At 75.5% G+C, this 16,042-nt stretch carries 10 protein-coding genes; 3 read left to right on the top strand and 7 right to left on the bottom strand.

Translation table 11 applies throughout. The features are described 5' to 3' along the window. Positions 1 to 107 precede the first annotated feature (107 nt). Both ACFZBX_RS22380 and ACFZBX_RS22375 read right to left on the bottom strand, forming a co-directional pair. On the bottom strand, positions 108 to 911 hold the full coding sequence (locus ACFZBX_RS22380; RefSeq protein ID WP_391535522.1) for an ABC transporter ATP-binding protein: 804 nt from the start codon (positions 909 to 911) through the stop codon (positions 108 to 110). Between the two features lie 78 nt (positions 912 to 989). After that, positions 990 to 2,036, bottom strand: coding sequence for an ABC transporter substrate-binding protein (locus ACFZBX_RS22375; RefSeq protein ID WP_391535521.1), 1,047 nt, complete (start codon positions 2,034 to 2,036; stop codon positions 990 to 992). A gap of 154 nt (positions 2,037 to 2,190) precedes the next feature. Between ACFZBX_RS22375 and fhuB the strand changes: the two genes are divergently transcribed. Continuing rightward, positions 2,191 to 4,362: a Fe(3+)-hydroxamate ABC transporter permease FhuB gene (gene fhuB, locus ACFZBX_RS22370; RefSeq protein ID WP_391535520.1), complete on the top strand. Its 2,172-nt coding sequence runs from the start codon at positions 2,191 to 2,193 to the stop codon at positions 4,360 to 4,362. A 20-nt stretch (positions 4,363 to 4,382) separates the two neighbouring features. Further along, entirely contained in the window at positions 4,383 to 5,561 is a 1,179-nt protein-coding gene (gene fes / locus ACFZBX_RS22365; RefSeq protein ID WP_391535519.1) for an enterochelin esterase, read from the top strand. Between the two features lie 50 nt (positions 5,562 to 5,611). Here the strand turns inward: fes and ACFZBX_RS22360 are convergent, their stop codons facing one another. Both ACFZBX_RS22360 and ACFZBX_RS22355 read right to left on the bottom strand, forming a co-directional pair. After that, complete coding sequence (locus ACFZBX_RS22360) at positions 5,612 to 6,109, bottom strand: beta-class carbonic anhydrase (protein WP_391535518.1); 498 nt, start codon at positions 6,107 to 6,109, stop codon at positions 5,612 to 5,614. Positions 6,110 to 6,259: 150 nt separating this feature from the next. Further along, positions 6,260 to 6,382 carry a hypothetical protein gene (locus ACFZBX_RS22355; RefSeq protein ID WP_391535517.1) on the bottom strand — a complete coding sequence of 41 codons (123 nt, stop codon included), beginning with the start codon at positions 6,380 to 6,382 and terminating at the stop codon, positions 6,260 to 6,262. A 154-nt stretch (positions 6,383 to 6,536) separates the two neighbouring features. Between ACFZBX_RS22355 and ACFZBX_RS22350 the strand changes: the two genes are divergently transcribed. Beyond that, on the top strand, positions 6,537 to 6,881 hold the full coding sequence (locus tag ACFZBX_RS22350) for a hypothetical protein (protein WP_391535516.1): 345 nt from the start codon (positions 6,537 to 6,539) through the stop codon (positions 6,879 to 6,881). 84 nt (positions 6,882 to 6,965) lie between these two features. On the opposite strand, the gene ACFZBX_RS22345 is transcribed toward ACFZBX_RS22350, so the two are convergent. The 3 genes from ACFZBX_RS22345 to ACFZBX_RS22335 all read right to left on the bottom strand — a co-directional run bounded on the left by ACFZBX_RS22345 (position 6,966) and on the right by ACFZBX_RS22335 (position 15,947). Further along, complete coding sequence (locus tag ACFZBX_RS22345) at positions 6,966 to 8,408, bottom strand: DHA2 family efflux MFS transporter permease subunit (RefSeq protein WP_391535515.1); 1,443 nt, start codon at positions 8,406 to 8,408, stop codon at positions 6,966 to 6,968. Further along, positions 8,405 to 8,602: an MbtH family protein gene (locus ACFZBX_RS22340; RefSeq protein ID WP_380752810.1), complete on the bottom strand. Its 198-nt coding sequence runs from the start codon at positions 8,600 to 8,602 to the stop codon at positions 8,405 to 8,407. The genes ACFZBX_RS22345 and ACFZBX_RS22340 overlap by 4 nt, the downstream gene beginning before the upstream one ends. A 139-nt stretch (positions 8,603 to 8,741) precedes the next feature. After that, positions 8,742 to 15,947, bottom strand: a complete 7,206-nt coding sequence (locus ACFZBX_RS22335) for an amino acid adenylation domain-containing protein (RefSeq protein WP_391535514.1) — start codon at positions 15,945 to 15,947, stop codon at positions 8,742 to 8,744. Between the last annotated feature and the right edge of the window lie 95 nt (positions 15,948 to 16,042).

Below are 16,042 nucleotides of genomic sequence, written 5' to 3'. Positions count from 1 at the left end.
CGGCGGACGCCCGTCCAGCAGACCACACCCGGGCGCGGCGCGGTCCGGAACCCGCCGCGCCCGCCCCGCCGTTCGGGGGACCCTCCGGCAGACCCGGAGAGCCGCCGTCAGCCCACCGGGGAGACCGCCGACCGCGCCCCCGCCCGGGGGACGATCACCGGCGCGCCGTCCCCGGGGGCCGCGAGCACATCGCTGTCCACGTCGTACAGCGCCCGCACCAGCGGAGCGTCCACCACCTTGCGCGGCGCCCCGCAGGCGAGCACCTCGCCGCCGCGCATCGCCACCACCAGATCGGCGTAGCGGGCCGCCCCCGCGAGGTCGTGCAGCACCATGACGACGGTGCGCCCGCCGGCCGCGACCTCGCGGACCAGCTCCAGCACCTCGACGGCGTGGCCGAGGTCGAGCGCGCTGGTCGGCTCGTCGAGCAGCACGACGGGGGCGTCCTGGGCGAGCACCATGGCGAGCCAGCAGCGCTGGCGCTGGCCGCCGGAGAGCCGGTCGAGCCGGCGGTCGGCGAACTCCTCGACGCCGGTGGCCCGCAGCGCCTCGGCGGTGAGCCGCTCGTCGTCGGCCGACCACTGGCGGAACAGGCCCTGGTGCGGGTGGCGGCCGTAGCGGACCAGCCCGGCCACGGTGACCGCCTCCGGCGCCTGCGGGCTCTGCGGCAGCAGCGCCACCCGGTGGGCGGCCTGACGGGGGCGCAGCTTCCAGATGTCCTCGCCGCCGACCAGCACCCGCCCGGAGTCCGGCCGGTGGAGGCGGGCGATCGAGCGCAGCAGGGTGGACTTGCCGCAGCCGTTGGGGCCGACGATCGCCACCACCTGCCCGCCGGGCACGGTGAGGTCCACGCCGCCCAGCACCGGGCGCCCGGGGCCGTAGCCGGCCGTGAGGCCCTCGACCGTCAACTCCATGGCGGGTTCCTCCGATAAAAGGGGACGAGCGGACGGGAAGACGGCGGGTGCCCCGGTGGGGGCGCCCGCCGCCGGCGGTCACTTGGCGGTGAGCGCCTTGCTGATGTCCTCGATCACCACGTCGGCCGCGAGCGGGCCGCCGCGGGTGGACCAGACCGAGCCGTCGACGGTGACGGTGTGGTTGTTCTTCACCGCGTTCAGCTCCTGGTAGGCGGGCTTGGACTGGACGTCCTTCAGCGCGGCCTTGCCGTCGTCGGTGAGGGTGGAGAGGAACAGCCAGTCGCCGTCGATCTCGTTGATCTTCTCCAGGCTCAGCGCCGGGGTGTGCGCGTTGCCGTCCTTGTCCTGGGCCTGCGGGCGGGTCAGGCCCATGTCGAGGGCGACGCCGCTGGCGAACTGCTTCTTCTCCATCCAGCTCGGGCCGGTCGGGTTCCAGCGCACGATGGAGACGGCCTTGCCCTTGTTCTCGCCGAGCTCGCCGCCGGCCTTGACGGCCTTGGCGTCGTAGTCGGCGATGACCTTGTTGGCCTGGTCCAGCTTGTTGACGGCGTTTCCGATGCCGCGGAAGGAGAGCTTCCAGTCGTCGGTGGGCGCCATGGTGACCAGGGTGGCCGGGGTGATCTCGCGCAGCTGCTTGAGGACCTGCTGGTCCTGCATGTCGCCGGCCAGGATCAGGTCGGGCTTGGCGGCGATCACCTTGTCCATCACGGGCTGGAGCAGGTTGCCGACCACCGGGATGCCCTGGACCTTGTCCTTCAGGTACGCCGGCGGCTCGTTGAGGCCCTGTCCGTTGGTGATGCCGGCCGGCTTGAGGCCGAGGGCGAGCACCGCGTCGAGGTCCTCCTGGGTGAGGGTGACGATGCGCTTGGGCTCGGCGGGGATCTCGACGGCCGTGCCGGTGGCGTCCTTGACGGTCCGCTTGCCGCCGGCCGCGTCGGCGGCCGGGGCGCCCGAGGCGGCGGTGGTGGCGGCGGCGGACGGCGAGCCCTCCGTGGCGGAGGAGCCCTTGTCGGAGGAGCCCGACGAGCCGCAGCCGACGAGCAGGAGCGTGGCCGCCCCGGTGGCGGCCAGCGCCTGGACCGCGCGGCGGCGGGCGGGGTGGAGCGGGCTCTGGCGGGTCGACATGGGTTCCTCCGGGCAGGGGTGTTGCAGACGGGCGGTGCGGTCGGTGAGCGATGGAGCGGTGGTGCGGTGCCGCGAACCAGGGGCGATCCGGGCGGAACCCGCGCCGGGCCGGACAGTTGCCCGACCGCGATGACCATTAGGTTAGCCTTACCTTATGACATTGTCGCAAGTGGGTACCGCCGAGGCGGCCGACGCGGATCCCCCCGCCCCCGCCCCGCCGGCGGCCGAACGGTCGCGCCGCACCTCCCGGGCCGCCGTCGGCGGCATCCTCGCCGCCCTGCTCGCGCTCACCGCGCTCTCCCTGTCCGTCGGCGCCGGCGAGGTCGGCCCCGGCCGGGTGCTCGACTACCTGCTCGACACCGACGGCGCCCGCGCCGACAGCCGGCTCGCCCTGGTCGTCGGCGACCTGCGCCTCCCCCGCACCCTGACCGCGCTGCTGGTCGGCGCCGCCCTCGGCGTGGCCGGCGCGCAGTTGCAGTCCGTCACCCGCAACCCGCTCGCCGAGACCGGCCTGCTCGGCGTCAACGCCGGCGCCTCGCTCGGCGTCGTGCTCGGCATCGCCGTCCTCGGCGTCCAGACCTCCTACGGCTACCTCGCCTTCGCCTTCGGCGGCGCCGTACTGGCCAGCGGACTGGTCCTGGCGATCGCCGGCAGCCGCGGCGGCGGCTCCCCGATGCGCCTGGTGCTCGGCGGCTCCGCCGTCGGCGCCACCTTCGGCGGACTGACCGGCGTACTGATCGTCAACTCCCCCGAGGCCTACGACCGCTACCGGGTCTGGGTGCTCGGCTCACTGGCCGGGGTGGAGGGCTGGACCACGCTGCGCCAGCTCGCCCCGGTGCTCGGCGTCGGCTTCCTGGTCGCCCTGCTCACCACCCGGCCGCTGTCCGCGCTCGCGCTCGGCGACGACCTCGCCCGCGGCCTCGGCCACCGCCCCGGCGCCGTCCGCGCCTGCGTCGCGCTCGCCGTCACCCTGCTCACCGCCTCCGCCGTCGCCCTGGCCGGGCCGATCTCCTTCCTCGGCCTGCTCGCCGGCTTCCTCGCCCGCGCCGTCGCCGGGCCGAGGGTCGGCCGGCTCACCCTGCTCGCCGGACTCGTCGGCGCGGCCGTGCTGACCGGCGCCGACGTACTCGCCCGGGTGGTGGCCCGCCCGTTCGAGGCCCCGGTCTCGGTGATCGTCGCGCTGATCGGCGCGCCCACGCTGATCGCCATCGTCCGCTCCCGGAAGACGGCCGCGCTCGGCCTGAGCGACACCGCCCCCGCCGAGTCCTCCGGCCGCCACGGCCACCCGGAGGAGAAGCCGCCCCGGCCCGACCTGGTGGTCCGGCGCGGCGCGCTGTCCGTGCTGCTCCCCCGCCGCTCCGCGCTGGCCGCGCTCGGCCTCGCCGCCGTGCTGCTGGCCGCCGTGGTGGTCTCCGCGCACGCCGGCCAGAGCGAACTCGGCCTCGGCCGCACCTTCCAGGCCGTGTTCGGCTACGGCGAGCGTCTCGATGTGCTGCTGGTGCAGAAGTTCCGGCTCGGCCGGATCGTCGCGGGCCTCGCCGCCGGCGCCGCGCTCGGCCTGGCCGGCTGTCTCACCCAGACGCTCGCCCGCAACCGCCTGGCCACCCCCGAACTGCTCGGCGTCAACGACGGCGCCACCGCCGCCGTGCTGATCTCGGTCACCGCCTCGGGTGCGTTCGGCGCCTGGTGGGCCGGGCCGATCGGCGCGCTGGTCGCCGTCGCCGTGGTCACCCTCGTCTCCGGCGGGCTCGGCGCGCGCGGCTACCGGGTCCTGGTGGTCGGCCTCGCCATGTCGGCGCTCGCCTCCGCCGTCATCCAGGTGGCGATGGCCCGGCGCTCGCTCAGCTCGGCGTCCTCGCTGTACGTCTGGACCTCCGGCAGCCTCAACGGCCGCGACTACGAGGTGGCCACGCCGGTGCTGATCGGCCTCGCCGTGCTGGTGCCGCTCGCCCTGGTGGTGGCCCGGCGGCTCGCCGTCCTGCGGTTCGACGACAACGTGGCGTCCTCGCTCGGCGTCGACCCCGGCCGGGTCCGGCTCGCCTGCCTGCTGCTCGCCGTGGCGCTGGCCGGCCTCGCCGTCGGCGTCTGCGGCCCGGTCGGCTTCGTCGCGCTGGCCGCGCCGGTGGTCGCCGGACGGCTGGCCGGACCGGCCCGCGTCCCGGTGATCGGCTCGGCGCTGGTCGGCGCGGTGCTGATCGTGCTGGCCGACACCCTCGGCCGGGTGCTGATCTCCGGCGTCGAGATCCCGGTGGGCATCGTCACCACCGTGCTCGGCGGCCCCTTCCTGCTCTGGGTGTTGCTCGGCCGCAAGGGCAACCCCGCCTGACCTCTTGAGGAGTTCTCCCCGTGCCGAACGAACAGCCCGTCGCCGGTGACGAGTTCTGGGCCAGGGTGGCCGCCGAGGGCGCGCCGCTGGTCGACCCCGACCCCGACGACCCGGCCTACCGGCAAGTGACCTTCGTGCTGCGCGACGAGCCCGGCGAGCAGCCGTACGACGCCGTGCTCGCACTCGTCCACACCGTCACCGACAAGGACCGGCACGCCGGCGACCTCACCCCGCACCTGATGGAGCGCCGGGCCGGCGGCTGGTCGCGCAGCTACCGGCTGCGCGCCGACCACCGGGCCTCCTACCAGCTGTACCCGGTGCGCGGCGCCGTCCCCGGCACCCGGCGGGCCGACTGGCTGCGGGTGCTCGACGGCGCCCGCCCCGACCCGCACTGCGCCGGCGCGCAACTGCCCGGCCGCGACGGCCGCCACCCCTCCTCGGTGCTCGCCCTGCCCGAGGCGCCCGCCCAGCCGTACGCCGGGCGGCGCGCGGACGTGCCCCGCGGCCGCACCGTGCGCGCCGAGGTGGCCGGGCGGCGGGTCGACGTCCACCTGCCCGCCGGGCACCGCGCCGACGCCGGCCCGTACCCGGTGCTGGTGCTGCTGGACGGCGAGATGTGGGGCGAGGTGCTGTCCTTCGGCGACACCCTGGACAACCTGACGGCCGAGGGCCTGATCCCGCCGACCGTCGCCCTGCTGGTGCACACCATGGGTCCCGGCCGGCCGGACGACCTCAGCTGCAACCCGGACTTCGTCGACCTGCTCGCCGACCGGATCCTGCCCTGGGCCGCCGCCGAGCACCGTGCCACCTCCGACCCGGCCCGCACCGTGATCGCCGGCCAGAGCGCGGGCGGCCTGACCGCCGCCTTCGCCGCCTTCCGCCGCCCGGCCCGGTTCGGCAACGCGCTGTCGCAGTCCGGCTCGTTCTGGTGGCCCGACGGCACCGAGTTCGACAGCGGCAGCGAGTGGCTGACCCGCCGGTTCGCGGCCACCGAGCCCGGCGGCGCCCGCTTCTGGATCGAGGTCGGCCTCCAGGAGTGGATGCTGCTCACCCAGAACCGCCACCTGCGCGACGTCCTCACCGCGCGCGGCTACGACCTCGCCTACCGCGAGTTCAACGGCGGCCACGACTACGCCTGCTGGCGCGGCGGCCTCGCCGACGGCCTGGTCCACCTGCTGGGCGGCGCGGGCGGGCGGTGACGGCTTGCGCCCCGGTGCAGCGGCCTGCCGCCGCACCGGGGCGCCGGGGCTCAGAGCACGACCTCCTTGAGCAGGCCGGTCGCGACGTCGAAGACGAAGCCGCGCACGGCGTCCGTGTGCGGGACGAACGGGCTGGTGCGGATGCGGGCGGCCGACTGCCGGACGTCCGTCTCCAGGTCGGCGAAGGCCTCGGCCGCCCACGGGGGCTTGATGCCGGTCTCCTCCCTGATCGACTCGCGGAAGGCGTCGTCGGCGAAGGTCAGCATGCCGCAGTCGGTGTGGTGGACGAGGATGACCTCCCGTGTCCCGAGCAGCCGCTGGCTGATCGCCAGCGAGCGGATGGCGTCGTCGGTCGCCACCCCGCCGGCGTTGCGGATCACGTGCGAGTCCCCCTCGGTGAGGCCGAGCGCGCCGTAGACGTTGAGCCGGGCGTCCATGCAGGCGAGGACGGCGGTACGACGGGCCGGCGGGAGCGGGAGCGGGCCGTCGAAGGCCGCGGCGTAGTCGGCGTTGTTGCGCAGGTAGTGGTCGGTGGCGGTGTCGGTCATGGCGGACCGGTGTCCCTTCGGTGCGGTCGGATCGCGGTCGGCCCGGGCACGGGGGCACGCGGAGGTGCGCGCGGGTGCGCGGGCGGAGGACGGCCCCGGGCGGTGCCCGCACGGGGCGGCGCGGCCGGACGGGCCGGGTGATTCGGACGATCAGACGATGACCGGACAGCCGGTGGAGTGGACGCGGCCGAAGTCGATGTGACGACGGCGGACGAGCACGGTCATGCGGGCACCGTACTGCCCGCCGCGGCCGCCCGCCGGGGAATCCGGCATTCTCCACCCCACCGGGTGACCGCCCCCGCGCCCGGCCCTCCGGGTCGCGCGGGCGGGCGGGGGTGTGTTGGAGCCGTGGTTCGTGAGCGGCCCTCGGTTACCCTGCGTCGAAAGAGTGACCGACTGGTGACACTCGGTGGCGAAAGGATTCATCATGGCGGAGAACTTCACCAACCGGCCGGCGCCGGAATCCGTGCGGCTGATCGACTTCGAGGAGGCGAAGGCCGTACCGGGGATCGTTCCGGGCACCTTCATCCTCATCGTCAGCGGTGAGAAGCCCTACGAGAGCATGACGGTCCGCCTGGTCCCGCTGGTCTACGTCAGGCAGCCGGAGTACTGGGGCATCGAGGTGACCGGCTCGCTGCCGTCCGGTCTCCTGCTGGCCGTCACCGCGCCGTACACCGAGGCGCTGCCGCTGGACGGCATCACGGGCACCAAGGGCATCGAGGTGATCGGCGCGAACAAGCGGGAGAGGATCGACCTGCCGCGGCCCTCATGAGTCCGTGCCGGACGCCCCGCCCGAACACGACCGACGGCCCGCCACGGGAGGGTGGCGGGCCGTTGTGCGGTACGGCGGAGGAGGTCAGTCCATCGGCGGCGGGCCCGGGGGGTCCTTCGGGAGGCGGGTCGCGACCAGGGCGCCGAGGGCGACGGCCACCGCCGTGGCCAGCAGCGCGAACCGGTAGGGGGCCGGGTCGGTGCCGTGCACGCCGTCCTCGGAGAGGGCGCCGATCAGGGCCGCCGCGCCGGCGATGCCGAAGGCGCCGCCGAGGGTGCGGACGATGGTGAACAGGCCCATCGCGCGGCCCATCGCGGGCGGCGGCACGTCCGCGAACCCGGCGATCTGCACGGTCAGCACGGCAGTGCCCAGGACCAGGCCGACGCCGAACATCAGCGCCCGCACGGCCCAGGCGTTCTCGCCGACGCCGGGCACGGCCAGCGCGGCCAGCACCACGGCCGCCAGCAGCAGGGCGGGCAGCGCGAGCAGGCGCGGGCCGAGCCGGGGCAGCAGCCGGTCCACCACCTGCGAGGCGGCCATCAGGCCGATCGCCTCGGGGAAGACGCTCAGGCCCGCGTCCAGCGCCGAGGCGCCGAGCGCGGCCTGGTAGAGCAGCGGGAAGGCGAACAGCGCGCCCATCAGTCCGGCGGCGGTCAGCAGGGCCAGCCAACTCGCCGCGCCGAAGGCCCGGTCGGCGAGCAGCCGCAGGTCCACCAGCGGCTCCTCGGCGCGCAGTTGGTGGCGGACGGCGAGGCCGAGCAGCAGCGCGCCGAGCACCCCGGACGCCGCCACCGCCGGGGAGCCCCAGCCGTGCGCGGGGCCGAAGCCGAGCGCGTAGGTGAGCAGGCCGAGGCCGGGGGTTGCGAGCAGGAAGCCGGTGGTGTCGAAGCGGCCGGCCGGCGGCTCCTCCTGGTCGCGCAGCCCGAACAGGCCGGTGAGCACGGCCGCCAGTCCGATCGGCACGTTGACCAGGAACAGCCAGTGCCAGGAGAGGTGTTCGGTGAGGAAGCCGCCGAGCGGCGGGCCGAGCGCGGGCATCAGGGCGGTCGGCACGATCAGCACCTTGCCGAGGCCGGCCCGCTCGTGCGGTTCGAAGGCCCGGAACAGCAGCGTCATGCCGACCGGGGTGAGCAGGCCGCCCGCCACGCCCTGCACCGCGCGGGCGGCGGTGAGCGCGCCGAGGCCGGGGGCGGCCGCGCACAGCGCGCTGGCGAGGGTGAAGACGGCGAGCGAGCCGAGGAAGACCCGGCGCACGCCGAAACGGTCGCCGAGCCAGCCGGCCACCGGGAGGCCGACGGCGAGGCCGACCAGGAAGGCCGTCTCCACCGCGTTGGCGGCGGTGACCGGGCGGTCGAAGTCGCCGGCGATGGTGAACAGGGCCGGGTTGACGATCGTCGAGTCCAGGCCGTTCATGCACATCGCGGCCGTGTAGACGAGCACCACGGCGAGGCGGCCGGCGAACAGCGGGCGCGCCGGGGTGTCCGGCTTTCCGAGGTCGGGGCCGGGCTGGGTGTCCGCCTGGCTCATCGGGCCGGGTTGAGGTCGGTCCAGTGGGCGGTGATCCAGTCGAGGGCGGCGGCGCGCTCGCACGGCCCGTGGGCGACGGTCCAGCCGGCCGGGACGGCGGCGAAGGCCGGCCAGAGCGAGTGCTGGCCCTGGTCGTTGACGAGCGCGAGGAACTCGCCGTCACCGTCGAAGGGGTTGGCGGGGGCGTCACTCATGGGGTGGGTTCTCCAGACGGTCCGGTTGTCGGTGAGGGGCGGCTGACGGATGACAGCTGACAGATTTCAAAATCTGTTATCTGTTATCTGTTATCTGAAATCTGTCAGCTGTCATCTGTCATCTGTCAGCGGGCGGCGGTCAGCTGTCGGTGCGGGAGTCGAGCACGGCGAGGTGCTCCGCGACGACGCCCGCGATGTGGGCGATCGGCTCGGGCAGCGTCATGTCCTTGTGCGAGCAGGCGACATTGGTGTTCTCGATCCGCCCGGCCACGTACGGCGTCCACAGCTCGGGCACCAGGGTGTCGTCGATGGTGTCGACGGTGGCGCGGAAGAACAGCACATCGCCCTCGAAGCGGCGGTGGTCGTAGCCGCGCACCAGGTGGTTGATGTGGAGGTAGATCCGGTTCAGCGCCTCCACCGTGGCGTCGTCCAGGCCCGCCAGCGGGCTGCCCTCGCGGCGCAGCACCTCGGTGACGTGGGCGAGTTCGAGCGGCCGCCCGTCGAGGTCCTCCGGTCCGAAGCCGCCCATGGTGAGCAGCGCCTCCAGGGCCTCGGCCTGGTCCGGGACGGGCAGGTCACGGAAGCCCTCGGCCGGGTAGGCGTCGAGCACGGCCAGCAGCTCGACGACGCAGCCGAGTTCCTGCAGCCGGGCGGCCATCGCGTGGGCGATGATGCCGCCGGTGGACCAGCCGAGAAGCCGGTAGGGGCCCTCGGGCTGGACCTCGCGCAGCCGGTCGACGTAGTGCGCGGCCAGCGCCTCCATCGTCGCGGGCAGCGGCTCGCCGGCGGTGGCGGCGCCGACGCCCTGCGCCTGGAGGCCGTAGATCGGCACGTCGGCGGGAAGGTTGCGGATCAGTCCGGTGTAGCACCAGCTGAGGCCGCCGGCCGGGTGGACGGCGAACAGCGGGTTGCGCCGGCCGGGGGCGGTGGGCCGCAGCGGCAGCAGCACGTCCAGCGCGTCGGCGCCGGGGGTGTCGGCGGCGAGCGCGGCGTCCAGTGCGGCAACGGTGGGCGCCTGGAACAGCGTGCCGATGCCGACCTCCAGGCCGAGCACGGCGCGGATCCGCCCGGCGAGCCGGACGACCAGCAGGGAGTGGCCGCCGAGCGCGAAGAAGTCGTCCTCGACGCCCACCGCCGGAACGCCCAGGACCTCGGCGAACAGCTCGCAGAGCTGCTGCTCGCGCGGGTTGCGCGGGGGCCGTCCGGCGCCGGTCTCGGGGGCGTCGGGGGCGGGCAGGGCGCGCCGGTCGAGCTTGCCGTTGGCGGTGAGCGGCAGGCGGTCCAGCAGCACGACGGCGGACGGGACCATGTGGACGGGCAGGTCGGCGGCGGCGCGGGTGCGCAGTTCCTCGGCGCTCACCTGCTGCGCACCGGGGGCGAGGACGGCGTAGCCGACCAGGCGCTTGTCACCGGGCACGTCCTCGCGGACGATCACGGCGGCGTCGGCGACGGCCGGGTGGGCGGCCAGCACGGCCTCGATCTCGCCGAGTTCGATCCGGAAACCGCGGATCTTGACCTGCTGGTCGGCCCGGCCGAAGTACTCCAGCACGCCGTCGGCGCGGCGGCGGGCAAGGTCGCCGGAGCGGTACATCCGGGTGCCGCGCTCGCCGAACAGTTCGGCGTAGGGGTCGGCGACGAAGCGCTCGGAGCTGAGCGCGGGCCGGCCGAGGTAGCCGCGGGCGAGGCCGGCGCCGGCCACGTACATCTCGCCGGTGACGCCGGGCGGGACGGGCTGGAGGTAGCGGTCGAGGACGTAGACCCGCAGGTCGGGGATGTTGACGCCGATGGTGCTGCTGGTGCCGGCGGCGGCGCTCGCCCGGTCGAGGGCGATGTAGGAGACGTGCACGGTGGTCTCGGTGATGCCGTACATGTTGACCAGAGTGGGCGCGTTGTCGGCGTGCCGCTCGTACCAGTCGTCGAGGCGGCCGAGTTCGAGCGCCTCGCCGCCGAACACCACGTAGCGCAGGGCGAGTTCGCTGCCGGGGCGTTCCCGGTCGGCGGCGCTGAGCTGGTAGAAGGCGGACGGCGTCTGGTTGAGGACGGTCACCTTCTCGCGGGCCAGCAGGTCGAGGAAGGCGGCCGGGTCGCGGCTGACCAGGTGCGGGACGACGACGAGCCGGCCGCCGTGCAGCAGGGCGCCCCACAGCTCCCAGACCGAGAAGTCGAAGGCGTAGGAGTGGAAGAGCGTCCAGGCGTCGTCCGCGCCGAAGCCGAACCAGTGGTCGGTGGCGGAGAAGAGCCGGACCACGTTGTGGTGGGTGACGGGCACGCCCTTGGGGCGGCCGGTGGAGCCGGAGGTGTAGATGACGTAGGCGGTGTCCTCGGCGCGCAGCGGCCGGGTGCGCTCGTGCTGGGCCAGCGGGACGGCCGGGAGGGTGTCCGACTCGCCTCCGTCGACCAGGAGTTGCGGTACCTGGTGCTCGGGCATCCGGGGCGCGGTGGCGGTGTCGGTGAGCAGCGCGGCGGGGGCGGCGTCGGCGAGCATGTAGGCGAGCCGGTCGGCCGGGTACTCGGGGTCGAGCGGCAGGTAGGCGGCGCCGGACTTGGCGACCGCGAGCAGGCCGACGACCAGGTCGAGGGAGCGCGGCAGGGCGAGCGCGACGATGGTGCCCGGTCCGATGGCGCGGGCGGCCAGCAGGCGGGCCAGCCGGTCGGCGCGGGCGGCGAGTTCGCGGTAGGTGAGCGACTCGCCGTCGTAACCCGCGGCGACCGCCTCGGGGTTGGCGAGCGCGGCGGCCTCGAAGAGTTCGGGCAGGGTGGCGCCGGGCACGGAGGTGACGGGGGCGCCGTTCCACTCGACCAGGGCGCGGTGCCGCTCCTGCTCGCCGATCAGCGGGAGGCGGCCGATGGCGGTGTCGGGCGCGGTGGCGGCGGCGGCGAGCAGCCGGGCGAGGCGCTCGGCGAGCGCCAGGACGGTGGCCTCGTCGAAGAGGTCGGTGCGGTACTCCAGGAAGCCGCCGATGCCGCCCTCGGGCAGTTCGCCCGCGTTGAGGGTGAGGTCGAACTTGGCGGTGCCGGAGGGGATCGCGGCGATGGTGGCGGTGAGGCCGCCGCCGAGCTCGAACTCCCGGTCGGGGACGGACTGCCAGGCGAGCATGACCTGGAACAGCGGGTGGCGGGCGAGCGAGCGGGGCGGGTTGAGCTCCTCGACCAGGCGGTCGAAGGGCAGGTCGGCGTGGTCGTGGGCGCCGAGCACGGCGGTGCGGGTGCGGCCGAGCAGGTCGCGGAAGGTGGGCTCGCCGGACGTGTCGGTGCGCAGGACCACGGAGTTGACGAAGTAGCCGACCAGGGCGGCGGTTTCGTCGGAGTCACGGCCGGCGACGGGGGTGCCGATGGGGATGTCGGTGCCGCAGCCGTGCCGGGTGAGCAGCGCGGCGAGCCCGGCCTGGACGGCGGTGAACACGCTGGCACCGCTGGTGCGGGCGAGGGCGGCCAGCGCGGCGTGGGCCTCGGCGTCCAGGTGGAACGGCACGGTGGCGCCGCGGTGGGCGGCGACGGCGGGCCGGGGGCGGTCGGTGGGCAGGTCGAGCTGGTCGGGCAGGCCGGCCAGGGTCTTGCGCCAGTGGTCGAGTTGGCGCACGGCCAGCGGGCTGGGCTCGTCGGCGGTGCCGAGCAGCCGGGCCTGCCAGTCCACATGGTCGGCGAACTGGACGTCGAGCGGCGGCAGTTCGGGGGCGCCGCCGGCGAGGCGGGCGCCGTAGGCGGCGGCGAGGTCGCGGGCCAGCGGGGTGGTGGAGGCGCCGTCGCCGGCGATGTGGTGGAGCAGCAGCAGGAGGGTGTGGGTCTCCGCCGTCTCGCCGTCCGGGCTGTCGAACAGCGTGGCCCGCAGCGGGGGTTCGGCGCCGAGGTCGAAGGCGTGGCGGACGGCGTCGGCGAGCGGGCCGGTGCCGTGGTGCAGCTCGATCGGCGCCGGCGGCAGGATCCGCTGGTACGGCTCGCCGTCGGCGGACTCGCCGTAGACGGTGCGCAGGGTCTCGTGGCGGGCCGCGAGGTCGCCGACGGCGAGCGCGAGGGCGTCGCGGTCGAGCGGGCCGGTGAGGGTGAGGGCGAGCGGGATGTTGTAGGTGGGGCTGGGTCCTTCGAGCCGGTAGTGGAACCAGAGGCCGCGCTGGGCCGGGGAGAGCGGCATCCGCTCGGTGCGTGCGACCGGGGCCAGGGCGGGGCGCGGCTCGGGGGCGGAGCGCTCGCGCAGCAGGGCGGCGAGGGCGGCCGGGGTGGGGTTGTGGAAGACGTCGGCGAAGCCGATCGCCGCGCCGAGGCTCTCGCGCAGCCGGGCGGCGAGCCGGCCCGCCAGCAGGGAGTGGCCGCCGAGGTCGAAGAAGTCGGCGTCGCGGGAAGGGAGTTCCCCGCGCTCCAGGAGGTCGGCGAACAGCCCGCAGATGATCTCCTCCTGCGGGGTGGCGGGTGCGGCGCCGCTCTGCCGCTCGGTGGCCTCGGGCTCGGGAAGGGCGCGGTGGTCGAGCTTGTCGTTGCCGGTGCGCGGCAGGTCGTCGAGGACGAGGACGGCGGCGGGCACCATGTGCTCGGGCAGCCGGGTGGCGAGCGCGGTGCGCAGCGCGGCCGGGTCGAGGGCGGCGCCGGCGGCGGGGACGGCGTAGCCGAGCAGCCGCTTGCCGTTCGGGCCGGGGCGGGCGATGACCACGGCCCGGTCGACGCCGGGGAGTTCGCCGAGGACGGCGGCGATCTCGCCGGGCTCGATCCGGAAGCCGCGGATCTTCACCTGGTCGTCGGCGCGGCCGAGGAACTCCAGGGTGCCGTCGGGGCGGCGGCGGGCGAGGTCGCCGGTGCGGTACATCCGGCCGCCGGGCGGGCCGTAGGGGTCGGCGAGGAAGCGCTCGGCGGTGAGGTCGGGGCGGCCGAGGTAGCCGCGGGCCAGGCAGGCGCCGGCGACGTACAGTTCGCCGGTGGCGCCGTCGGGGGCGGGGCGCAGCGAGCCGTCGAGGACGTAGGCGCGCGAGCCGCGCACGACGCGGCCGACGGGAGTGCCGTCGGGGCCGGGGGTCCAGGAGTAGGCGTCGACGGTGGTCTCGGTGGGGCCGTAGAGGTTGACGGGGGTGAGGCCGTCGGCGGCGGCGAGGCGGCGCCAGAGCGGGTCGGGGGTGGCCTCGCCGCCGACGGCGATCACGGCGGGGCGGTGCCGGTCCTCGTCGAGCAGGCCTTCGCCGAGCAGGACGTCGAGGTAGGAGGGGGTGACGTCGAGGTAGTCGATCCGCTCGCGGTGGACGTGGGCGGCGAGGGCGGCCGGGTCGCGGTAGGTGTCGTCGTCGAGCAGGTGGAGTTCGTGGCCGTGGAGCATCCACAGCACCGGGTCCCAGGAGGCGTCGAAGGCGAAGGAGGCGCTGTGGGCGATGCGCAGGCGTTCGCGGCCGGTGCGGGCGACGGCGGGGGCGATGTGGTCCTCGCCGTGGCCGGCGTGCAGGTTGGCGAGCGAGGCGTGGGTGACGACGACGCCCTTGGGGCGGCCGGTGGAGCCGGAGGTGTGCAGCAGGTAGGCGGTGTGCGCGGGGTCGGGCGCGGGCAGCGGTTCGGCGGGGAGGGCGGCGAGTTCGGCGCGCACGGCGGGGTCGTCGAGGGCGACGGCGGGGCGCTCGGCCGCGCCGGGGAGGGCGGCGAGGGCCTCGGCGGTGCCGACGGCGCAGACGGGGCGGGTGTCGTCGAGGATGTCGGCGATCCGCTGCCGGGGGTGGGCGAGGTCGAGGGAGAGGCAGGCGCCGCCGGCCTTGAGCACGGCGAACATGGCGACCAGGGTGTCGGCGCCGCGCGGCATGGCGAGGGCGACGGGGGTTGCGGCGCCGGCGCCGAGGGCGGTGAGGCGGTGCGCCAGCCGGGTGGCGGCGGCGTCGAGTTCGGCGAAGGTGAGGGTGGTTTCGCCGCTGCGCAGGGCGACCGCGCCGGGGGTGCGGGCGGCCTGCTCGGCGAGCAGTTCGGGCACGGTGCGGGCGGCGGGCGGTTCGGTGCGGCCGGCGGTGGCGCGGCGCAGCGCGTCCTCGTCGAGCAGGTCGATCCGGGCGATCGGGGTGTGCGGGTCGTCGAGCAGCAGGGCGGTGAGGCCGTCGAGGTAGCGCAGCAGGCCGTCGCGGTGGGCGGCGAGGGCGTCGGCGCCGTACTGGCCGGGGTGGGCTTCGAGGCCGATCCGCAGGGCGCCGTCGGGGCCGGGCGAGACGGCGAGGGCGAGGTCGTCGACGGGGCCGGCGGCGAGGTTGCGGACGGTGGCGGGCAGGCCCGCGAGGTCGAGGTCGCCCTCGAAGGCCTTGATGTTGACCATCGGTCCGAACAGGGCGCGGCGGGTGCCGGTCTGGGCGAGGTCGCGGCGCAGGTCCTCCAGCGGGTAGCGCTGGTGGCGGCGGACGTCGCGGACCTCCAGGACGACGCGGCGCAGCAGTTCGGCGGCGGTGTCGCGGGGGCGGACGGCGAGGCGCAGCGGCAGGACGTTGGCGGTGGCGACGGGGGTGCGCAGGGCGGCGGGGCCGCGGCGGTTGGCGAGCGGCAGGCCGAGGACGACGTCCTCGGTGCCGGCGAGGCGGTGCAGGTAGCCGGCGGTCGCGGCGATGACGAGTTCGGCCCAGGTGGCGCGGGCGGCCTTGGCGGCGGCCTCCAGGCGGGGCAGGGTGCCGGCCGGCAGTTCGGCGCTGAGCCGGGGCAGGCCCGCGGGGCCGGCGGGGGTGCCGCCAGGGAGGGTGGCGGGGGCGTCGGCGCCGGCCAGCCGCTCGCGCCAGAACTCCCGGTCGGCGGCGTGCTCGTGGCCGGCCCGGTAGGCGGCCTCCTCGGCGGCGACCTCGGCGGGGGTGGCGAAGGTGCGGTCGGTGGGGCGGGTGCCGGTGGTGAGGGCGGTGTAGAGCTCGGCGACCCGGCCGGTGAGCAGGGTGAGGGCGTAGGCGTCGACGGCGAGGTGGTGGACGCGCTGGTACCACCAGTGGCGTTCGTCGGTGAGGCGGATGAGGGCCTGGGTGAAGAGCGGGCCCTCGGCGAGGTCGACGGGGCGGGCGAGGTCGGCGCGCATCCAGGCCTCGGCGGTGGCCTCGGGGTCGGCGTCGGCGCGCAGGTCGAGGTGGTGCAGGGGCCAGGCGCGGCCGGGGGTGAGGCGCTGGTGCGGGGCTTCGCCCCGGCCGTCGGTGACGACGACGGCGCTGAGCGCGTCGGCCTCGCCGACGGCCCGGCGCAGGGCGGTCTCGAAGAGCTCGGCGTCGAGCGGGCCGGTGATCTCGACGGCGTCACCCGTGTTGTAGACCGGGCTGTCGGGGTCGAGCGCCTGGGCGTACCAGATCGCCGCCTGGGTGGCGAGCAGCGGCACGTCGGCTGCGGCGGGGACGGCGACGGGGTCGGACGCGGCCTGGTGGCGACGCATGGTTCTGAGAGCTCCTCGGGTCCGGCGCAACGGAACGCCTACTGCCTACTTAGGTTAGCCTAAGCTATCTGCATATCGTCTGGTCAACAGCCTGC

It is taken from the genome of Kitasatospora sp. NPDC008115, assembly GCF_042957205.1.
GTDB lineage: Bacteria > Actinomycetota > Actinomycetes > Streptomycetales > Streptomycetaceae > Kitasatospora.
Note: the sequence above shows the minus strand (reverse complement) of the source record. Positions and strands in the feature narration are given on the sequence as shown.